An 18,444-nucleotide genomic window follows, 5' to 3' on the forward strand; every position below is an offset into this window, starting at 1 on the left:
TTACGTATTGCTAAGGTTAATACATGCTCCTGTTGTTAGGGAGGCAGCACCTAAGAGATATTTGCCGACGAACTTAAACTAAATTATTCTGTTGTAATGTCCTGGATAACCCTAACAGTACATTCATCACTAGAAGCTGTGGGTTTAACTGCCGCTTTCGCAAAAGCGTTATCAAACAATAACATTAGTTGCAATGTTGTAGCTGCATTTTATCACGACCATATCTTTGTAAATAAAAAAGACACAAACAATGCCATTACTATTTAAATAAATTTTCTGAATAGAATTAATTAGTATTCGATGACAACAGATATCATAGAAATAAACAACTTCGTCGTTTTAATCGAGCAATCAAATGCTGATAAAACGATTATCGAAAAATGTGAGATTGATGGAGATGCTGTTGGTTTTGCTTTCTATGGTTCAGGAAATGTCGAATTAGAAATTACGTATGAAAACAATAGTATAATTATAAACAATACTACAGGAATTGCAATTTCATTTTTTGGAAACAGCAAAGTCGGATTTGCTCATAAAATTTCACCTAATAAACCATTGCAATCTATTAGCATATTTATGAAGATCAAAAATCTTAATATGCTACCAGAACGCGAAAGCGAAATCTTCTCTGAGTATTTACAACAACTCCTTCATCCTGAAGCCAATTTTGTAGAGGGCCCAAGTTTTTATATGTCTCCCGATATGCAAAATGCCGTCCAAAAAATATTCAATACCCAATATAAAGGAGACACAAGATTGATGTTTCTTAAAAGCCAGATAACCGAATTGCTAGCACATTTCTTTGCTCATCTTGGTGCCGAAAAAGAAAAAACCACTAACAAAATTGACCGTGATAAACTTTTTCAGGCAAAAGAAATCATGACCCAAAATATTGCTACACCACCCTCATTAAGTGAGTTATCTAAGCAAATTGGTCTTAACAACAACAAACTCAAAAAGAATTTCAAAGAACTTTTTGGCATTCCTGTATTTAAATACCTTCAGGAACAACGACTAAATAAAGCGCATGAATTGTTAAGCAATACCGACAAGAACATTCAGGAAACTGCTTGGTTCGTGGGATATGAAAGTTTAAGTTCTTTCTCAAATGCTTTCCATAAAAAATTTGGAGTACGCCCAAGCGAACTAAAAAAATAATTCTTTTCGAACAAATTTTAATTCTTTTAAAACAAACAACTGATAATCAATAGTTCTAATTTTATTTTGTTAACTAAACATCATAATCATGGAATCATTTATTATCGACACAAAAATAATTGTTTTATTATTTACTACATTATTAACCGGACTTCTGGCTGGAATCTTTTTTACTTGGTCTAATGCTATAACTCCAGGTATTGGCAGGCTTGATGATATTAATTATCTAAGAGCTTTCCAGAACATGAATCGTACTATTGTAAACCCATTATTTTTAGTGATAATTATGGGACCCCTATTTTTATCTTTTGCTACAGCTTATCTTTATAAATCCAATCATCTTTATATTTTCTGGTTATTACTAATTGCAGCAATACTATATTTTGTAGGCGTATTTCTGGTAACAATTATGGGTAATATTCCGCTAAATAATCTTTTAGATAAAACTGACTTAACCAATATCTCTCTGGAAAATGCTAGAAGTTTGAGAGATCAATTTGAACTTAAATGGAATAATCTGCATTTGGTTCGAACCATAACTTCGGTCCTATCATTCATCTTATTAATTATAGTGTGTTTATTTAGAAATAGTAACTTTTAATATTAAAATAAAATGATAAAAATTAGAGCAATTTTAGTCGGAGCGTTAATCTGGCTATTAATATTTAGTACTTTCAGTGTATTAAGTTATCTTCCAAACATTAAAAATTCAGCATTGCAGCAATTCTTGATTGTCGCACCATTAGTTATTCCATTTACAATTCTAGGTGCTTATATTTTCTATAAAAACGGAAATAAAACCAACGGATTCATTATTGGTTTAATTATAGTCACGACAGCTTTAATCCTTGACGTACTCATAACCGTACCTTTTACCATAATCCCGAATCAGGGAAATTATCATAGTTTTTTCACTAGTAAATTCCTCTGGATTCTTGTTGCAGAGGTGGTTACTATTGTATACTTTTATTGGGTATTAAAGATTAAAACCAAATTACAAAACATATAATTAGTTTTAAAATCTGTACAAACAATATAAAGTTTAAACAAAATATGCAAACATTCGATACTGTATTATTACATTCGAAAGCTACAGTAGCTTTTTCATTAAAAGAATAAAATTTATCATAGAAAGTAGTATATATAAATGGTTAAGTAATAAATAATTAAAATGAATATAATCTGTAAGAACTGTGATCAGCATTTTAAAGGGCATTATTGTAGTAATTGCGGACAGCCATCCGAAACTCACAAACTCGATTTTCATTTTCTGATGCATGAAATCCAACACGGATTAATTCATTTTGATAAAGGTATTTTATACTCCGCTAAACAACTTTTTACGCGTCCCGGAAATACCATAAGAGAGTTTATAGAAGGAAAACGTATTAAACATTTTAAACCACTTTCCTTGGTAATTATTCTCGCAACTCTTTATGGAGTTCTTTATCATTACTTTCACATCAACCTAATTGCGGATGCTCCCACAGATAGTGAGACACTATCGATAATTAATCCCAAAATAGCAAATGAATGGGTCGCAACTCATTTTTCATGGATAACATTAGCAACAATACCATTTTACTCATTGGGAACATATATCGCATTTAGAAAACAAGGATACAATTATATCGAATATTTTATACTCAATACCTTTAAAGCCTCGCAACGACTCTTTGTGCATATTGCTTTATTTCCGTTGCTTTATTATTTTAATGGAACTCCCAATATAAAAACGATAACCCAAATTCTATATGTTATAGATATCATATTAATATATTGGACAAATGTTCAGTTCTTTAATAAACTCACTAAAACCAAAGCTTTTCTATTATCTGTATTGAGTCACATAATATTCTTAGTTAGCTCTATATTAATTCTATCCATAATTATCTTTATTTTTAACAAATTATACAATTAATAACCATATTTTATGTTTAACATTTAAATTTTTAACGACCTAAACAAAATTTAAAACAATTCTTGATGAAAGTACTACTGAAATTTATGTTTCTCTTCCTAATTGTTCTCAACACATCAGCTCAACAAGCAAATGGCACAAAACCTGAAGATTCCAAAATGCTTTATGACATTCAGGACGATGTTTTAATTAAAACCAAAGATGGAGCATTAATTTCCGCAATTGTAGTCCGCAAAAAAGGTATAACGACACCACAACCCGTTATTTTACAATTTACAATTTATGTACGCGATCGAGATATTAAAGGTTTAAAAGAAGCCGCAGATAATGGTTATGTTGGAGTTCTGGCATATTCAAGAGGAAAAAGATTAAGTCCCAACGAAATATTTCCGTACGAGCATGATGGCAGAGACGCCTATGATGTTATCGATTGGACAAGCAAGCAATCTTGGTGCAACGGAAAAATCGGAATGTTTGGCGGTAGCTACAACGGTTTTACACAATGGGCATCGGCTAAAAAATTGCATCCAGCACTTAAAACAATCGTTCCTTATGTTGCCAACAGACCAGGAATGGGATTACCAATGGAAAATAGCGTATTTATAAATCCTAATTACGAATGGGCATTTTATGTAACCAATAATAAAACGTTAGATACTGTTGTTGGAGACGACAGAAAACGTTTCCGAACCATGCAAGACAAGTGGTGGAATTCAGGTGTTGCTTATCGCAAAATTGACAGTATTGATGGTACGCCAAATAAATATTTACAAAAGTGGTTATTACATCCTGGTTATGATAAATACTGGCAAGATATGGTTCCGTATAAAGATGAATTTGCCCAAATAAACATCCCTGTTTTATCCATCGATGGTTATTATAACGATTCCCAAATATCTAGTTTGTACTATTTAAGAGAGCACGTCAAATACAATAAAAACGCTGAGCATTATCTTGTTATCGGACCTTATGGCCATTTTGGTGCTCAAAAAGGTGGAGACCCTACCATAAACGAATATAAAGTAGATCCTGTAGCAATTTTTAATACCAAGAAACTAACCTACGAATGGTTTAACTACATTCTTAAAGGAGGTCCCAAACCTACCGTTTTAAAAGATAAAATAAACTATGAAGTAATGGGTGCTAATGAATGGAGACATGCACCATCATTAGAAAAAATGAGTAACGGTTTTCTTAAATTATATTTAACCAATACTAAATCGAAAGATAAATATCTATTATCAGATAAAAAACCAACCAAATCTGGGTTCTTACCTCAGGAAGTAGATTTTGCCAACAGAGAAATTAGCAATAATGACTATTACCCAGATCCAATAATTCGTAAAGAACTCGATACTATAAATGGCTATTTTTTTATAAGCGCGCCTCTTGATAAACCTATTTTGGTTAATGGTGCTTTTGAAGGCGAAATAAAAGCCCTTATCAACAAAAAAGATATGGATTTAGGTGTAGTATTATATGAACTTATGCCTAATGGCGAATACTTTCACTTATCCTATTTTTTGGGCAGAGCCAGTTATACAAAAGATATTACAACCAGAAACCAGCTTGTTCCTAACAAAATAGAATCTATCCCGTTTACAAATACCAGATTAGTAAGCAAGCAATTAAGCAAAGGAAGTCGATTGCTTGTAGTAATAAATGTAAATAAAAATGCTTTCGCCCAACTAAATTATGGAACTGGTAAAGACGTAAGCGATGAAACCATTAAAGATGCCAAAGAACCTCTAAAAATAAAATGGTATAACGATAGTTTTGTCAAAATTCCAATCTGGAAAGATTAGGAAAGACCTAGTTAGGTTTAATTATTTGTTACCATAGATAATCTATAAATGGGACACGGATAAAAACAGATTTTAAAATAATCCCGAAGCTTATAACGGGAGAAAATCCGTTTTATCCGCGTCCCTTTTTCCAGTCAGAGATTATTGTTTTTAACTAAATAAAAACAATAATTTCCTTAACTTCGTTTGCTACATAAAATCGCTGCAAATTATGGCATGGAATCCTGAAAAATACAACGAGTTTAAAACCCTTCGATACAAACCTTTTTTTGATTTAGCTGCCCATATTCTGAATAAGCCAAATATGAAAGTCATTGATTTAGGTTGCGGAACTGGAGAATTAACCCATATGCTATCCGAAAGACTTACCTATCCTTCTGTAAAAGGTATCGATTCTTCAAAAGAAATGCTTGAAAAGGCTAAAGAATTTGTTTCGATACAATTTGAACAGAAAACAATCGAAGAACAAATTAATACAGGAGAAAAATGGGATTTGATTTTTGCCAATGCATCAATCCAATGGGTAGATAATCATGAAGAATTATTTCCTAAAATTATATCATTATTAAACCCCGATGGACAATTAGCAATCCAAATGCCTTGTCAGAACGAGAATTTACTCAATCAGATTGTAATTGAATTGGTTCAGGAAGAACCGTATAAAAGTGCATTGAATAATTGGAAACGACTTTCTCCAGTGCTCACAATGGACGATTATGCCCAGATTTTATTCGAGAATGGAGGCACGGATATAGTTATTTATCAAAAGGTATATCCAATGATAGCCAACTCACATGACGAATTATATGAGTTCATTTTGGGTTCAACACTAGTTCCTTATTTCGAGAGACTAGAAGGTGCAGTTAAAGAACAATTCATCAAAGAATTTAAAATTCGAATAAAAAAGAGGTTTAGTAAAACGCCATCATTATACGCGTTCAAAAGAATCCTTTTATACGCAAAATTCTAAAAACATAACTAGAAAAAATATCGATATGAGTAGTAATCCAAAATATGTAGAAGCCCAAATGCTGATAAGAAAACCAGCATCAATTGTTTTTAATGCTTTTATAGACCCAAGTGTAACCAAAAACTTTTGGTTTATAAAAGGAAGTGATAAACTAGCTGTTGGCAAAAACATAATCTGGGAATGGGAAATGTATAACGTATCGACAACCGTTTTTGTAAAAGAAATTATCGAAAATGAAAAGATTTCAATCGAATGGAACGAACCTAAAACAACCGTTGATTTCGAATTCAAAAAAATAACTGATGACACCACATATGTAGTTATTAAAAATTATGGTTTTGATAAAGAAGGCGACGAACTCTTAAATATAATCAAAGATGCTACTGGCGGGTTTACTACAGTTCTCGACGGATTAAAAGCCTATTTAGAGCATAATATCAACCTGAACCTTATAGCCGATAAATTCCCTAAAGAAGCTTTTATCAAATAAAAAAAGACATTATCAAATCATATTAAAAAAATGAGCTCAGAAAACAATTATATAAAAGTGAATAAAGAATCATGGAACAGTCGGGTTGAGTCACATCTTAAATCTGACTTTTATGATTTAGAAGGTTTCCTAAAAGGAAATACTTCATTAAACAGTATCGAATTAGAATTACTTGGTGACATAAAAGGAAAATCAATTCTGCACTTACAATGTCATTTTGGTCAAGACACCATTTCTTTGGCAAGACTTGGCGCAACTGTTACGGGAGTCGATTTATCAGACAAAGCAATAGATGGCGCAAACAAACTTGCCAAAGAAGCAAATGTTGAAGCATCATTTATATGTTGTGATATTTATGATTTACCAAGCCATTTAAACCAGAAATTTGATATTATCTTTACTAGTTACGGAGCGATTCCATGGCTACCAGACCTCGATAAATGGGCAAAATTAATCTCTGATTTCCTTAAGCAAAATGGAAAATTAATCTTTGCAGAATTTCATCCAGTAGTTTGGATGTTTGATGATAATTTTGAAAAAGTAGGATATAATTATTTTAATTCGGGAGCAATAATAGAAACCCAAGAAGGAACCTATGCCGCTAAAGATGCTCCCATAGAACTAGAATATGTATGCTGGAATCATAGTATGAGTGAAGTTGTAAATAGCTTGATTAAAAACGGGCTAGAACTAAATTCCTTAAATGAATATGATTACTCTCCATATGATTGCTTCAATAAGACAATCGAGTTTGAACCAAAAAAATACAGAATAAAACATCTGGACAATAAAATCCCAATGGTATATTCAATAGTTGCCACAAAAAAGTAGTAAACCAAAAAATATAACTCATCACATTATGCAAACAACAATTGGATTAATTCTAGTAACCATCTTTCTATTCCTGGCAGGAATTCATATTTATTGGGGATTTGGTGGGAAATGGGGGAATGATGCCGCTATACCAACAACCGCAAACAATGAAAAAGTTATCAATCCAAAACTAAAAGAATGTATGGTCGTTGCAATTGGGGTAATTAGCCTTTCGCTTTTAGTTTTAATAAAATCCGAAATAATAACCTTTAGTTTGCCTAATTGGTTACAAGAATATGGCCTTTGGATTATTTCTATATTGTTTATTGTGAGAGCAATTGGCGAATTCAAATATGTAGGATTTTTTAAAAAAGTCAAAACCACAAAATTTGCACAAATGGATACAAAATACTTCTCACCATTATGCTTATTTATTTCGATTTTAGCAATAACATTAGCATTAACAGCATAATTTTTGTGCTACTTTTACATAGAATAACAATATAAATTGAAATCAAAAAACATGGAATTAATTACTATCGAAGAGTTTTTTATTATCGGATTATCGATAAGAACTACCAATGAAAATGAACAATCTGCAACAGATATTCCAGCGCTATGGAACAAATTTATGTCTGAAAATACAATCGAAAATATTCCAAATAAAATAGATAGCTCAATCTATGCTGTTTACACTGAATATGAAAAGGACTATACAAAACCATACACTACAATTTTGGGTTGTAAAGTTTCAAGTTTAGAGAATATCCCAACCGGAATGATTGGAAAAACCATTGCAAAAGAAACCTACAAACAATTTACAGCCAAAGGAAAATTAGCTGACGGTATCGTAATCCAGAAATGGATAGAAATTTGGAATACTGACCTCAAGAGAAAATATACTGCTGATTTTGAGATATACGGAGAAAAAGCATCCAATCCAGAAAATGCTGAAGTGCCTATTTTTATAGCTCTTTAGTTATTTTTCTAGATTCTCTCGCAGAGTCGCAAAGACGCAAAGTTTTAGTTCATATCATTTGTTTTTTGCGACTCTGCGGCTTTGCGAGAATTTACAATTACAACACTTATATATTAAAATAAAAAACAATAATGCAACCAAAACTAATTGAACACATAAAAAAGTACGTCGAACTAAACGATGAACAAACCCAATTAGTCCTGGCTAATATGAAGCCAATTACCCTAAAAAAGAAAAGTTATTTACTAGAAGAAAGACAAATATGTTCTTCACTTTATTTTGTAGAAAAAGGCTGTTTACGTTTCTTTTTTATCAATGATAAAGGAACGGAACAAATCACACAATTTGCAATCGAAAATTGGTGGATTGCCGATTATATGAGTTTTGACACACAATCACCATCACAATTTTACATTCAGGCAATCGAGAATACCGAATTATATGCTTTTGATTATCACAATCAGGAAAAAGTATTTAGCCAATTACCTCAACTAGAACGCTACTTCCGACTTATTTTGCATAGAGCTTATTCGGCTGCTCAATTGCGAATGAAGTATTTATACGATTTTACAAAAGAAGAGAGTTACCAGCATTTTATTACCAGATTTCCTGAGTTTGTGCAACGTATTCCACAATATATGTTGGCATCCTACCTAAATCTTACTCCAGAATATTTAAGCGAAATAAGAAAAAACACCTTTTAATTTCATTTCTTAAACCAGCTTAAGATTTTTCATTACTCCTATAAATATCTTTGTTTAATAATTTAAAACAAAGAAATCATGAGCAATAGAATTAAAATCGCACAAACCCAACCAGCAGCAATAAAACCATTATTGGATTTAAATACCTACTTAGACTCAACTCCTTTAACTCACACCCACCACGAATTAATAAAAATTAGAACATCACAAATAAACGGTTGTGCGTATTGCATCGATTTGCATACAAAAGATGCCCGTAAATATGGAGAAACCGAACAACGTATTTATTTATTGAATGCTTGGAGAGAAGTTGATTTTTACTCAGAAGAAGAAAGAGCAATTTTAGCTTTGACCGAAGAAATTACCTTAATAAGTAACAGAGGAGTTTCAGACGAAACCTACCAAAAAGCAGCTAATTTATTTGATCAAAATTATTTATCACATATCATTATGGCTATTATTACAATAAATGCCTGGAACAGAATTGGAGTTACAACTGAAATGAAACCAGCTTTAATTCGCTAAAATTTAAAATGTTTTAACCATTAAGATATTAAGCGCTAAACTTAATAGTCCTTAATTTCTTAATGGTTCAATAATACTATTTTGAGTATTTCGGAAAGTTTTTTTATTCATTTTAGATTAAAACCCTAATTTTAATATAACCAAAAAATTACAATCAATATTTTTTACATTATTATTTTATTGCCAAATTATCAGTATTAAATACAAATTTTAATAAATACGCAACATTAACAATTCTTCTTTTAATTTCATTGTATTATTCAATTATCTTTGTGATAATAAAATTATAGTATAATGGAAGAATGTATATCGGTTTTTGATATGCTTAAGATTGGTGTAGGACCTTCAAGCTCACACACCCTTGGACCTTGGCGTGCAGCAGAACGTTTTCTAGCTGAATTAAAAAGTAAAAATCTGTTTTCTCAAATCACTCGTGTTAAAGTCAATTTGTATGGCTCTCTATCTTTAACGGGAAAAGGTCATGCTACCGATTTGGCAGTTATGTTAGGATTAAGCGGTCAAGATCCCGAATATATCCCTATAAATGACATTGCAGGAATTATCAAATCTATCGAAGAAAATAATACAATTATCCTTGGAAACGAGATAACAATTCCGTTTTTCTTTTTGCAAGACATTGTTTTCAATAAAGAATTCTTACCGTTTCATGCCAATGGTTTAAAATTTACGGCCTACGCCAAAGATGATTCTGAATACGAGTCTATCTTCTACTCTATTGGTGGAGGATTTGTGGTAAAAGAAGAACGTGAAAACGCCAAAATAAAATCGGAGATCAAATGCGCATTTCCATTTCCTATACAAAACGCCGCAGAGCTTTTAAATTATACCATTGCTCAAAACAAATCCATATCGGAAATAGTTTATGAGAATGAAAAATCGATGCGTTCTGAAGAATTCATTAATAACGAATTAATGCGTATTTGGAATACAATGCTCGAATGTATGTACATCGGTTGCCATTCTGAAGGAATACTCCCTGGTGGATTAAATGTACGTCGTAGAGCATTTGATATGCATCAAAACCTCATCGGTTTATCTAATTATAATTCTCCACAAACGTGGTTGGAAGAAATAAGAAAAACTGAGGTTAAATTTCGTCAAATCTTAAAATGGGTAAGTTGTTTTGCACTTGCCGTAAATGAAGTAAATGCAGCCCTAGGACGTGTAGTTACTGCACCAACAAATGGTAGTGCTGGAGTAATCCCAGCCGTTTTAATGTACTATTTAGTAATCGAAAACCATAATGCTGGCGAGAAAGAAATCAAACAATTCTTGATGGTAGCTGGCGAAATAGGAAGTATCTTCAAGAAAGGATCTACAATTTCTGCTGCAATGGGAGGTTGTCAAGCCGAAATTGGTGTTTCGTCATCAATGGCAGCAGCCGCTCTTTGCGAATTAATGGGCGGAACTCCTGCACAAGTTTTGATGGCAGCCGAGATCGCTATGGAACATCACTTAGGTTTAACCTGTGATCCAATCGGAGGTTTAGTACAAATTCCTTGTATTGAAAGAAATACAATGGGAGCTATAAAAGCCATCAATGCAGCAGAATTAGCACTGGAAACAGATTCTAAAAATGCAAAAGTACCACTTGATAAAGTAATCGATACCATGTGGCAAACTGCAAAAGATATGAATTCAAAATACAAAGAAACCTCTGAAGGAGGATTAGCAATTGCCGTGAATATGGCGGATTGTTAATATGTGATAAGTATTCAGTTATAAAAAGAGTGTTCAGTACTTAGTTTGTGCAAACTGTGACTGAACACTCTTTTTACTTATTACTTTTTACAAAACACTGCAAACTGCGACTGAACACTAAAAACTGAACACAAAATTGTACACTTTTCAAAAGTTTAAACCAGAACGAACTTCCTAATCCCAATTCGCTCTCAACACCAATTGTTCCGTTTTGTGCTTCGATAAATTCCTTACTGATAGATAATCCTAATCCTGTTCCTGATTTATGACTTCCCGGAATTTGAAAAAACTTATCGAATACTTTAGACTTGTAGTGACTATCAATTCCTTTTCCTGTATCGACTACCTCAAAAACAATCTGATTCTTTTCTTTTTCAACTTAACTGTAATACTACTTTTTTCATAAGAGTATCTGATAGCATTCGTTAAGAAATTAATCATCACCCAAGTCGTTTTCTCCGAGTCGGCTTTTATATCTACTAAATTCGATTCACTTTCGACAATCAATTCAATTTGTTTTTGCTCTGCTTGAACTTTCACAGCCTCAAGAGCATATTCTATAATTTTATACGGACTGCATTGCCCAATATTTAGCTTGATATTACCTGTTTCAAGTTGTGCTAAATCCAATAATTCTCCTGTAATTTTTAACAAGCGTTGACTATCATCTTTAATACTATCTATTAATTGTTTTTGTTCCTCATTTATAATCCCCGTATTAGGTTTTTCTAATAACTGAAGACTTAATTTAATCGACGAAATGGGAGTTTTTAATTCATGAGAAACTGTTGCAATAAAATTAGTTTTGGCAAAATCTAGCTCCTTAAACAACGTAATATTTCGTAAAATAATTACTTCTCCTATATTAATAGCTTCGTCCTCCCCTGTTGGTGTAATTGCAATAGTAACCTTCTCTTTATCAAAATAACTTTCTTTTCCATCGGCAAAAATTTTCATAGGATGTACTTTTGTACTCTCCAGATCATTGATGATCAAAGATTTCATCAAGTCATTTCTTAAAGCCAAAGTCGTAGCTAATTCACCAATTACTTCTTCCGATTTCATTCCGATAATCTTAAGAGCTTCATCATTTACAAACAAAACTGTCCCTTGATTATCCAACCCAATTATCGGATCATGCATATTGTTTATTAAAGTCTCTAAGCGTTTCTTCTCGAATGATAATTTATACAAATTGCTATCATGATATTCTTTGAGCTTCTCTGCCATTGTATTAAATGATTTTGCCAAATCACCAAATTCGTTATGGTTCATAAAATGGACTCGCTCTGAATAGTTTTTATTAGCGATTTGCCTAATACTCTCTGTCAATTCCTTGATTGGATTTGCAATATTATTGGGTAGATTAATTAATAAATTAAATGCAATCAAAAAACAAAGTGTACCAACAATTGCAATCGAAAAATTAGCCGTTTCTGCAGTTTTTTTTGCAATATCCCCTTTCAGTTTCATTGCGTCCATATTGAGTTTCATGATTGCAAAAATATCTTGGCGTACCTGACTTTTTAATGCTTCATTATTCCAATTATGCTCTAGTTTATTAAAACTTTCTTGCAAATTGTTTGTTGCTTTATCTTCCCCATTTTCTGTTACATTAATAAGTTGTTTTTTCAAATTATTTCTAAAAAAAACAATTGCTTTATTATCAGTATCATTTGCTGTATCAAGCGAAGTCAGCATATTCCTAGAATATTCTAATGTATTATAATTTGCTTTCAAAATATTTTCAGTATCCTCTTTTATCAAAAAAATATAAAAGGCACTTACTAATGAAAGAATAATTATCATTAAGAATAACAATCCAACACCCAGATTTAATTTTGTTTTAATTTTCATCACGCATGTTTTAAAAACAAGTTTTTTTATTTGTTACTTAAATCACATAAGTTTTTCGAGAAAATATAAGTCGTTACATAAAAACAAAACTTATACGAACTTAAATTACTAATATGTTTTAAAATTATAATTTACATTTTTTAAGATAAAACAACAAGGTCAACATTCGATAAAGAAAGGCGATTTAATAATCGTCTAAAAATCGAAGTTGACAAAATTATTTAAATAAGTTAAAATGGGGTTTCCCAATGCAAACAGTTGTAATTTGTTTTTGTTCTACAATAGTAAGTATTGTATTGGTAATATTAGTGCCTTCTATTTTAATTACCTCAGCACCGAGTTCTGTAGCTAATTTAAAATTATTAATCAAATGACGTTGCTTATCAAGAGCAATTTTATCACTACTTTCCTTTGGCAATTGAACATACAACACATACCAGTCACTATTATAATAACTAGCCAATCGAGCCGTTTTTCTAATAATATTCTTAGCCGTTCGTTCATTACTACTTATGCATGCCAATAATTTTTCATGTCGCAACGCTTGAGTCTTAGGAACCTCATTTTCTACTTTTCGCACCACTTGGCTTGCTACTTCTTTAAGAGCTAATTCTCGCAGTTGCAAAATCTGATCAGACTTAAAAAAATTATTCAATGCCGTCTGGATTTTATCAGCCGTATAAATTTTCCCTTCCTTTAATCGGTCAATTAAATCTTCTGATGTCAAATCGATGTTTACAACCTCATCCGCTAATCGTAATACATTATCAGGAATTCGTTCCTTAACATCAACATTTGTAATCCGTTTTACATCTTGATTTAAACTCTCGATATGCTGAATATTAACTGCCGAAATCACATTTATTCCAGATTCTAAAATTTCCAATACATCTTGCCAGCGTTTTTCATTCTTGCTCCCTTCAATATTTGTATGCGCTAGTTCATCTACAATTACCACTTCTGGTCGCAAATTAATAATGGCTTGCACATCCATTTCTTCCAGTTGCTTTCCTTTATAAAAAATAGAACGACGCGGAATCACAGGCAAGCCATCCAGTAACTCATGCGTTTCCTTACGATTGTGTGTTTCTATATATCCAATCTTTACGTCAATTCCATTTTTCAACAATGTATGCGCTTCCTGTAGCATACGAAAAGTTTTGCCTACACCAGCACTCATGCCAATGTAGACCTTAAACTTACCTTTACGGGATTTCTGAATTAAATCGAGAAAGTGCTTAACATTATTTTCCTTTTCGTTATCCATATATTTATCTGTAAAAAAAGATGAAAGAAGTTAGAAGCAAGATGCTTAAATAATTATAAAAAGAATCTTGCTTCTGACTTCTTAAATAATCTAAAGTGAAATTGCCAAGATTGTCGTCACAAAAACGTTACTATCCGTTGGATTATTATTTCTCATAAAAATATTATCTTTACTATTCAAAGTTCGTGCTTCTAATCTAAATATCACATTATCTGTAGCTAAATAATCAAAATTGGCTGAGAACCCATACGTTTTAAAACCATTTGGAGTTCCTGTTGCAATAATAACTCCTTTTTTATCCTGATAATATTCACCTCTTGCCGCAATCTGAATTTTATTGGTTGGTTTATACTGAGCCATAACAATTGGAGCATACCAAACATCATAGTCAGAACTTCCGTTAGTAGTTTGTTGCAATCCAATGTCAAAACCAGCAATTAAGTTTACATTTTCAGACACTTTAAATTGTCCAAAGAAATCATTAAAGTATCTCCATTTTCTATCAGAATCTGGCTGTTCGTTTCCTATATAAGTACTCCAGTTTAAAGTAACGGTCGAAGTTGGTTTGTAAGTCACCTGAGTTCCAAAAGCAGGAGTTTGATTTCCTTCTACTTTTTGAATACGTTGCCATCCATTTAAATACATTGCCGCCAAATACCATTTCTCACTTTTAGAAGTATATCCAATTTTAATTCCCGCTTCATAATACGGTGAGTTTTCCGCCAGAATACTTCTTGTCAAAGTCATACAATCTTTTCCAATTGCACTTTCAAAACCAATATGCGAAGGCATAATTCCTGCATCAATCCATAGATTATGCTCCTTAGAAATTTTCACCCCTATATTAGCCTCGTACACATTTTTTAGTAAACCTTGTTCAGCAGCCAAATTATATTCTGCATACGTACCCGCCATTATTGCAAGATTAGCACGAACATTATCTTTCGCATAATTTACTTTCCCCAAACCTAAATTTAGGTTTACCTCATTGTGCTTATTGTAATTATAAATGAACCCTGGGCGAATATGATTCTCAGGATTTCCAAAATCATAACTGTAATAAGTATCTATATATCCTGAAAAAGTAAATGGACTTTTAGATTCTTCTTGAGCATTAACTGTTGTGTATCCGAAAGCTATTAAAGCTGTAAGTATTATTTTTTTCATTTTATTTTTTCATTGTGAGAAACGAAATCATCTCGTCCTCTTAATTATTCTTTTTTGTTATTAGTTTTTTTTAGGAGCAATCCCGATAGCTATCGAGAACCAGCTATCCGCTATATCTTTTTCTGGCTAAAGAAGCCAGAAAAAGGATATATCGCTTCTATCTGGGCTAAAACACTTCGGGCAACAAGGGCTTTAGTTATCCTAACAGGCTTCCAAAACCTATTAGACAGTAAAGGGCAAACTCAGATAAAGTAACTACAAGTTTATCTATATTTTGTCCGTAAATTTTCATACACACAAGGTACTAGAAACCTTGCTAACAAATTTTTAAAACCTGTTAGATTTAGTATTAATCATCATATTTACAAGTGTTTTTTATTTTTATTTGTCTTTTCAACGAAGGAGAAATCACATATGCTGGCACATATTGTTAAAAGTACAATCGTTTAATATTAGGCAATTAAATTCGTCTGTTCTCTACCGCTCGAATTCCCTTCGTTAAAATGACATAAAATGCAGGACAAAAACCTAAGACCCTTTTTTAGAAAGTTCATCAAGAGCAACATTCAATTCCAGAACATTCACCATTGCAGTTCCCATAACTTTAGGAGTATTAATTTTAGATTCAACCAAAGCTTTTACTTTATTTTCATCTAATTTTCTTTCTTTAGCAATTCTTTTCACCTGAACCAAAGCACCTTGAGGTGAAATATTCGGATCTAAACCACTACCCGAAGCAGTAACCATATCGGCAGGAATTTCCGATTTCTTAATAAGGATGAACGATTAAGAAAGTATCAATTCTTTTTTGAACCACAGCTAAGTAATCAGCATTACTTGGTCCTTTATTGCTTCCACCACTTCCTGCAGCGTTATAATCCACCGCCGAAGGACGTCCCCAGAAATAATTCGATTTGTCAAATTTCTGACCTATTTTTTGATACTTACTACTTTACCGTTAACCGAAATAGTTTCTCCCTTACCATGATTTGGCGCAAATTGTGCAATACCATAAATTACCAAAGGATAAATAACTGCAAACAGAACCACCGTAAGTAGGGTAAATTTTACTATTGAAAATATATTTTTCATTTTTTTATTTTTTTGAGTTCCTAAGGGACTAAGTTTCTAAGACGCTAAGAAAAAACCTTAGAATCATAGCAGACTTAGTATTTCAGAACCTTTATTTAATTACATAAACAGAGCTACAACCAAATCAATTAATTTAATACCAATAAAAGGAATAATTAATCCACCTAAACCATAAATCAACAAGTTTCTTTTTAGGATTGCACTTGCACCAATTGGCTTATAATCAACACCTCTTAGAGCTAGCGGAATCAATATCGGGATGATAATCGCATTAAAGATTACAGCCGATAAAATCGCACTTTCAGGACTATGCAAATGCATGATATTTAAACCTTGCAAAGCAGGAATCGCAGTAATAAAAAGCGCTGGAACAATAGCAAAATACTTCGCTACGTCGTTTGCAATAGAAAATGTTGTAAGTGTACCTCTGGTCATCAACAACTGTTTTCCGATCTCAATAATCTCAATTAACTTAGTTGGGTCATTATCTAAATCGACCATATTACCAGCTTCCTTAGCAGCTTGAGTTCCGCTATTCATTGCAACACCTACATCAGCTTGAGCAAGAGCGGGAGCATCATCTGTACCATCACCCATCATTGCAACTAGTTTACCCATTTCTAGTTTTTAATGTAGTTCATTTTATCCTCAGGTTTTGCCTCGGCGATAAAATCATCAACACCAGCAGCTTCAGCAATAAACTTAGCCGTAAGAGGATTATCTCCAGTAACCATCATTCCGTTTTTACACCCATTTTTCTCAAACGGTCAAAACGTTCTTTCATTCCTGTTTTTTTATAATATCCTGCAATTCAATAACACCTTGCACTTGGTTGTTTTTAACTACCACCAACGGTGTTCCACCTTTAGACGAAATATCAATTACTTTTTAGCAATATCTTCTGGAAAAACATTCCAGCCTGAACCGAAATGTTTTTTGCAGCATCCTGAGCCCCTTTCTTAATATTAGTACCGTCTTTTAAGACAACACCACTAGTTCTGGTTTCAGCAGTAAATTTGATTAAAGTAGCACCTTCAATAGATAAGCTTTGAGATACAGTTGTACCAGCTAATTCTACAATACTTTTCCCTTCAGGAGTATCATCTGCAAGAGAACTTAATACAGCAGATTCAATAAAATCTTTTTCCGAAACACCGTTTGCAGGATAAAAATTAGTTGCTTTTCTATTACCAATAGTAATCGTTCCCGTTTTATCCAGAAGCAATACATCAATATCTCCAGCAGTTTCTACCGCTTTTCCAGATTTTGTAATTACGTTAGCACGCAACGCTCTATCCATACCCACAATCCCGATTGCAGAAAGTAAACCTCCAATTGTTGTTGGAATCAAACACACAAACAGCGCAATAAAGGCAGCAATTGTTATTGGTGCATTGGCATAGTCTGCAAATGGTTTTAAGGTAACACAAACAATTACAAAGATTAGAGTAAATGCAGCTAGTAAAATAGTTAGAGCTATTTCATTTGGAGTTTTCTGACGGCTTGCTCCTTCAACTAAAGCAATCATTTTATCAAGAAAACTTTCGCCAGGTTCAGAGGTTACAATTACTTTAATTTTATCTGACAATACTTTTGTTCCACCAGTTACTGATGATTTTCTCCACCAGCTTCACGAATTACAGGAGCACTTTCACCAGTAATCGCACTTTCGTCAATTGTAGCCAAACCTTCTATGATTTCACCATCAGTTGCAATTAAATCTCCTGCCTCACAAACAAAAACATCTCCTTTTTTTAATTCCGAAGAACTAATGTTTTTGATTTCTCCGTTGGCCAAAATTTGTCTTGCTGGTGTTTCCTCACGTGTTTTTCTTAAACTATCTGCTTGAGCTTTCCCTCTAGCTTCAGCAATCGCTTCCGCGAAGTTGGCAAACAAAAGAGTTACTAGTAAAATTAAAAACACAATTAAGTTATAAGCAAAACTACCTTGATCCTGTGCTCCCATTAATATGGA

General features: G+C 32.6%; 15 protein-coding genes and 4 pseudogenes. 14 read left to right on the forward strand and 5 right to left on the reverse strand.

The window, feature by feature from the left end; all coding sequences use genetic code 11:
• Nucleotides 1–96 precede the first annotated feature (96 nt).
• The 14 genes from AC1RYN_RS17165 to AC1RYN_RS17230 all read left to right on the forward strand — a co-directional run bounded on the left by AC1RYN_RS17165 (nt 97) and on the right by AC1RYN_RS17230 (nt 11,087).
• Nucleotides 97–267 (forward strand): ACT domain-containing protein, encoded by a 171-nt coding sequence (locus AC1RYN_RS17165; protein WP_481807911.1) that lies wholly within the window; start codon nt 97–99, stop codon nt 265–267.
• A 33-nt stretch (nt 268–300) separates the two neighbouring features.
• Nucleotides 301–1,158, forward strand: a complete 858-nt coding sequence (locus AC1RYN_RS17170) for a helix-turn-helix domain-containing protein (RefSeq protein ID WP_481807912.1) — start codon at nt 301–303, stop codon at nt 1,156–1,158.
• Between the two features lie 88 nt (nt 1,159–1,246).
• On the forward strand, nt 1,247–1,759 hold the full coding sequence (locus tag AC1RYN_RS17175; protein WP_481807913.1) for an anthrone oxygenase family protein: 513 nt from the start codon (nt 1,247–1,249) through the stop codon (nt 1,757–1,759).
• A gap of 12 nt (nt 1,760–1,771) precedes the next feature.
• Nucleotides 1,772–2,167: a DUF5367 family protein gene (locus tag AC1RYN_RS17180; RefSeq protein WP_481807914.1), complete on the forward strand. Its 396-nt coding sequence runs from the start codon at nt 1,772–1,774 to the stop codon at nt 2,165–2,167.
• A 162-nt stretch (nt 2,168–2,329) separates the two neighbouring features.
• Entirely contained in the window at nt 2,330–3,079 is a 750-nt protein-coding gene (locus AC1RYN_RS17185) for a DUF3667 domain-containing protein (RefSeq protein WP_481807915.1), read from the forward strand.
• A gap of 65 nt (nt 3,080–3,144) precedes the next feature.
• The gene (locus tag AC1RYN_RS17190; protein ID WP_481807916.1) at nt 3,145–4,884 is read left to right on the forward strand and encodes a CocE/NonD family hydrolase; all 1,740 of its coding nucleotides are present in this window, start codon (nt 3,145–3,147) and stop codon (nt 4,882–4,884) included.
• A gap of 211 nt (nt 4,885–5,095) precedes the next feature.
• On the forward strand, nt 5,096–5,854 hold the full coding sequence (locus tag AC1RYN_RS17195) for a methyltransferase domain-containing protein (protein WP_481807917.1): 759 nt from the start codon (nt 5,096–5,098) through the stop codon (nt 5,852–5,854).
• Nucleotides 5,855–5,879: 25 nt separating this feature from the next.
• Entirely contained in the window at nt 5,880–6,344 is a 465-nt protein-coding gene (locus AC1RYN_RS17200) for an SRPBCC family protein (RefSeq protein WP_481807918.1), read from the forward strand.
• A 30-nt stretch (nt 6,345–6,374) separates the two neighbouring features.
• Nucleotides 6,375–7,175: a class I SAM-dependent methyltransferase gene (locus tag AC1RYN_RS17205; protein ID WP_481807919.1), complete on the forward strand. Its 801-nt coding sequence runs from the start codon at nt 6,375–6,377 to the stop codon at nt 7,173–7,175.
• 28 nt (nt 7,176–7,203) lie between these two features.
• A complete protein-coding gene (locus AC1RYN_RS17210; protein ID WP_481807920.1) occupies nt 7,204–7,629 on the forward strand; it encodes a DUF3995 domain-containing protein in 426 nt (141 codons plus the stop codon).
• 51 nt (nt 7,630–7,680) lie between these two features.
• Nucleotides 7,681–8,136, forward strand: a complete 456-nt coding sequence (locus AC1RYN_RS17215) for a GyrI-like domain-containing protein (protein WP_481807921.1) — start codon at nt 7,681–7,683, stop codon at nt 8,134–8,136.
• Between the two features lie 131 nt (nt 8,137–8,267).
• Nucleotides 8,268–8,840: a Crp/Fnr family transcriptional regulator gene (locus tag AC1RYN_RS17220; RefSeq protein ID WP_481807922.1), complete on the forward strand. Its 573-nt coding sequence runs from the start codon at nt 8,268–8,270 to the stop codon at nt 8,838–8,840.
• 78 nt (nt 8,841–8,918) lie between these two features.
• Nucleotides 8,919–9,365, forward strand: a complete 447-nt coding sequence (locus tag AC1RYN_RS17225; protein ID WP_481807923.1) for a carboxymuconolactone decarboxylase family protein — start codon at nt 8,919–8,921, stop codon at nt 9,363–9,365.
• Nucleotides 9,366–9,659: 294 nt separating this feature from the next.
• A complete protein-coding gene (locus AC1RYN_RS17230) occupies nt 9,660–11,087 on the forward strand; it encodes an L-serine ammonia-lyase (RefSeq protein WP_481807924.1) in 1,428 nt (475 codons plus the stop codon).
• Nucleotides 11,088–11,160: 73 nt separating this feature from the next.
• On the opposite strand, the pseudogene AC1RYN_RS17235 reads toward AC1RYN_RS17230, so the two are convergent.
• From AC1RYN_RS17235 to kdpB, 5 genes and pseudogenes are all read right to left on the reverse strand, one after another.
• A pseudogene (locus AC1RYN_RS17235) lies at nt 11,161–12,944 on the reverse strand (ATP-binding protein).
• Between the two features lie 140 nt (nt 12,945–13,084).
• Nucleotides 13,085–14,211: pseudogene (locus AC1RYN_RS17240) on the reverse strand (sensor protein KdpD).
• A 90-nt stretch (nt 14,212–14,301) separates the two neighbouring features.
• Nucleotides 14,302–15,378: a porin gene (locus tag AC1RYN_RS17245; RefSeq protein ID WP_481807925.1), complete on the reverse strand. Its 1,077-nt coding sequence runs from the start codon at nt 15,376–15,378 to the stop codon at nt 14,302–14,304.
• 528 nt (nt 15,379–15,906) lie between these two features.
• A pseudogene (locus AC1RYN_RS17250) lies at nt 15,907–16,470 on the reverse strand (K(+)-transporting ATPase subunit C).
• A gap of 99 nt (nt 16,471–16,569) precedes the next feature.
• A pseudogene (gene kdpB / locus AC1RYN_RS17255) lies at nt 16,570–18,444 on the reverse strand (potassium-transporting ATPase subunit KdpB); the annotation flags it as partial.

Source organism: Flavobacterium sp. TC780 (assembly GCF_056783245.1).

What these genes read in the sequence shown, in the direction of transcription:
- AC1RYN_RS17165 (WP_481807911.1), top strand. Translation starts at nt 97, where the DNA reads ATGTCCTGGATAACCCTAACAGTACATTCATCACTAGAAGCTGTGGGT.
- AC1RYN_RS17170 (WP_481807912.1), top strand. Translation starts at nt 301, where the DNA reads ATGACAACAGATATCATAGAAATAAACAACTTCGTCGTTTTAATCGAG.
- AC1RYN_RS17175 (WP_481807913.1), top strand. Translation starts at nt 1,247, where the DNA reads ATGGAATCATTTATTATCGACACAAAAATAATTGTTTTATTATTTACT.
- AC1RYN_RS17180 (WP_481807914.1), top strand. Translation starts at nt 1,772, where the DNA reads ATGATAAAAATTAGAGCAATTTTAGTCGGAGCGTTAATCTGGCTATTA.
- AC1RYN_RS17185 (WP_481807915.1), top strand. Translation starts at nt 2,330, where the DNA reads ATGAATATAATCTGTAAGAACTGTGATCAGCATTTTAAAGGGCATTAT.
- AC1RYN_RS17190 (WP_481807916.1), top strand. Translation starts at nt 3,145, where the DNA reads ATGAAAGTACTACTGAAATTTATGTTTCTCTTCCTAATTGTTCTCAAC.
- AC1RYN_RS17195 (WP_481807917.1), top strand. Translation starts at nt 5,096, where the DNA reads ATGGCATGGAATCCTGAAAAATACAACGAGTTTAAAACCCTTCGATAC.
- AC1RYN_RS17200 (WP_481807918.1), top strand. Translation starts at nt 5,880, where the DNA reads ATGAGTAGTAATCCAAAATATGTAGAAGCCCAAATGCTGATAAGAAAA.
- AC1RYN_RS17205 (WP_481807919.1), top strand. Translation starts at nt 6,375, where the DNA reads ATGAGCTCAGAAAACAATTATATAAAAGTGAATAAAGAATCATGGAAC.
- AC1RYN_RS17210 (WP_481807920.1), top strand. Translation starts at nt 7,204, where the DNA reads ATGCAAACAACAATTGGATTAATTCTAGTAACCATCTTTCTATTCCTG.
- AC1RYN_RS17215 (WP_481807921.1), top strand. Translation starts at nt 7,681, where the DNA reads ATGGAATTAATTACTATCGAAGAGTTTTTTATTATCGGATTATCGATA.
- AC1RYN_RS17220 (WP_481807922.1), top strand. Translation starts at nt 8,268, where the DNA reads ATGCAACCAAAACTAATTGAACACATAAAAAAGTACGTCGAACTAAAC.
- AC1RYN_RS17225 (WP_481807923.1), top strand. Translation starts at nt 8,919, where the DNA reads ATGAGCAATAGAATTAAAATCGCACAAACCCAACCAGCAGCAATAAAA.
- AC1RYN_RS17230 (WP_481807924.1), top strand. Translation starts at nt 9,660, where the DNA reads ATGGAAGAATGTATATCGGTTTTTGATATGCTTAAGATTGGTGTAGGA.
- AC1RYN_RS17245 (WP_481807925.1), bottom strand. Translation starts at nt 15,378, where the DNA reads ATGAAAAAAATAATACTTACAGCTTTAATAGCTTTCGGATACACAACA.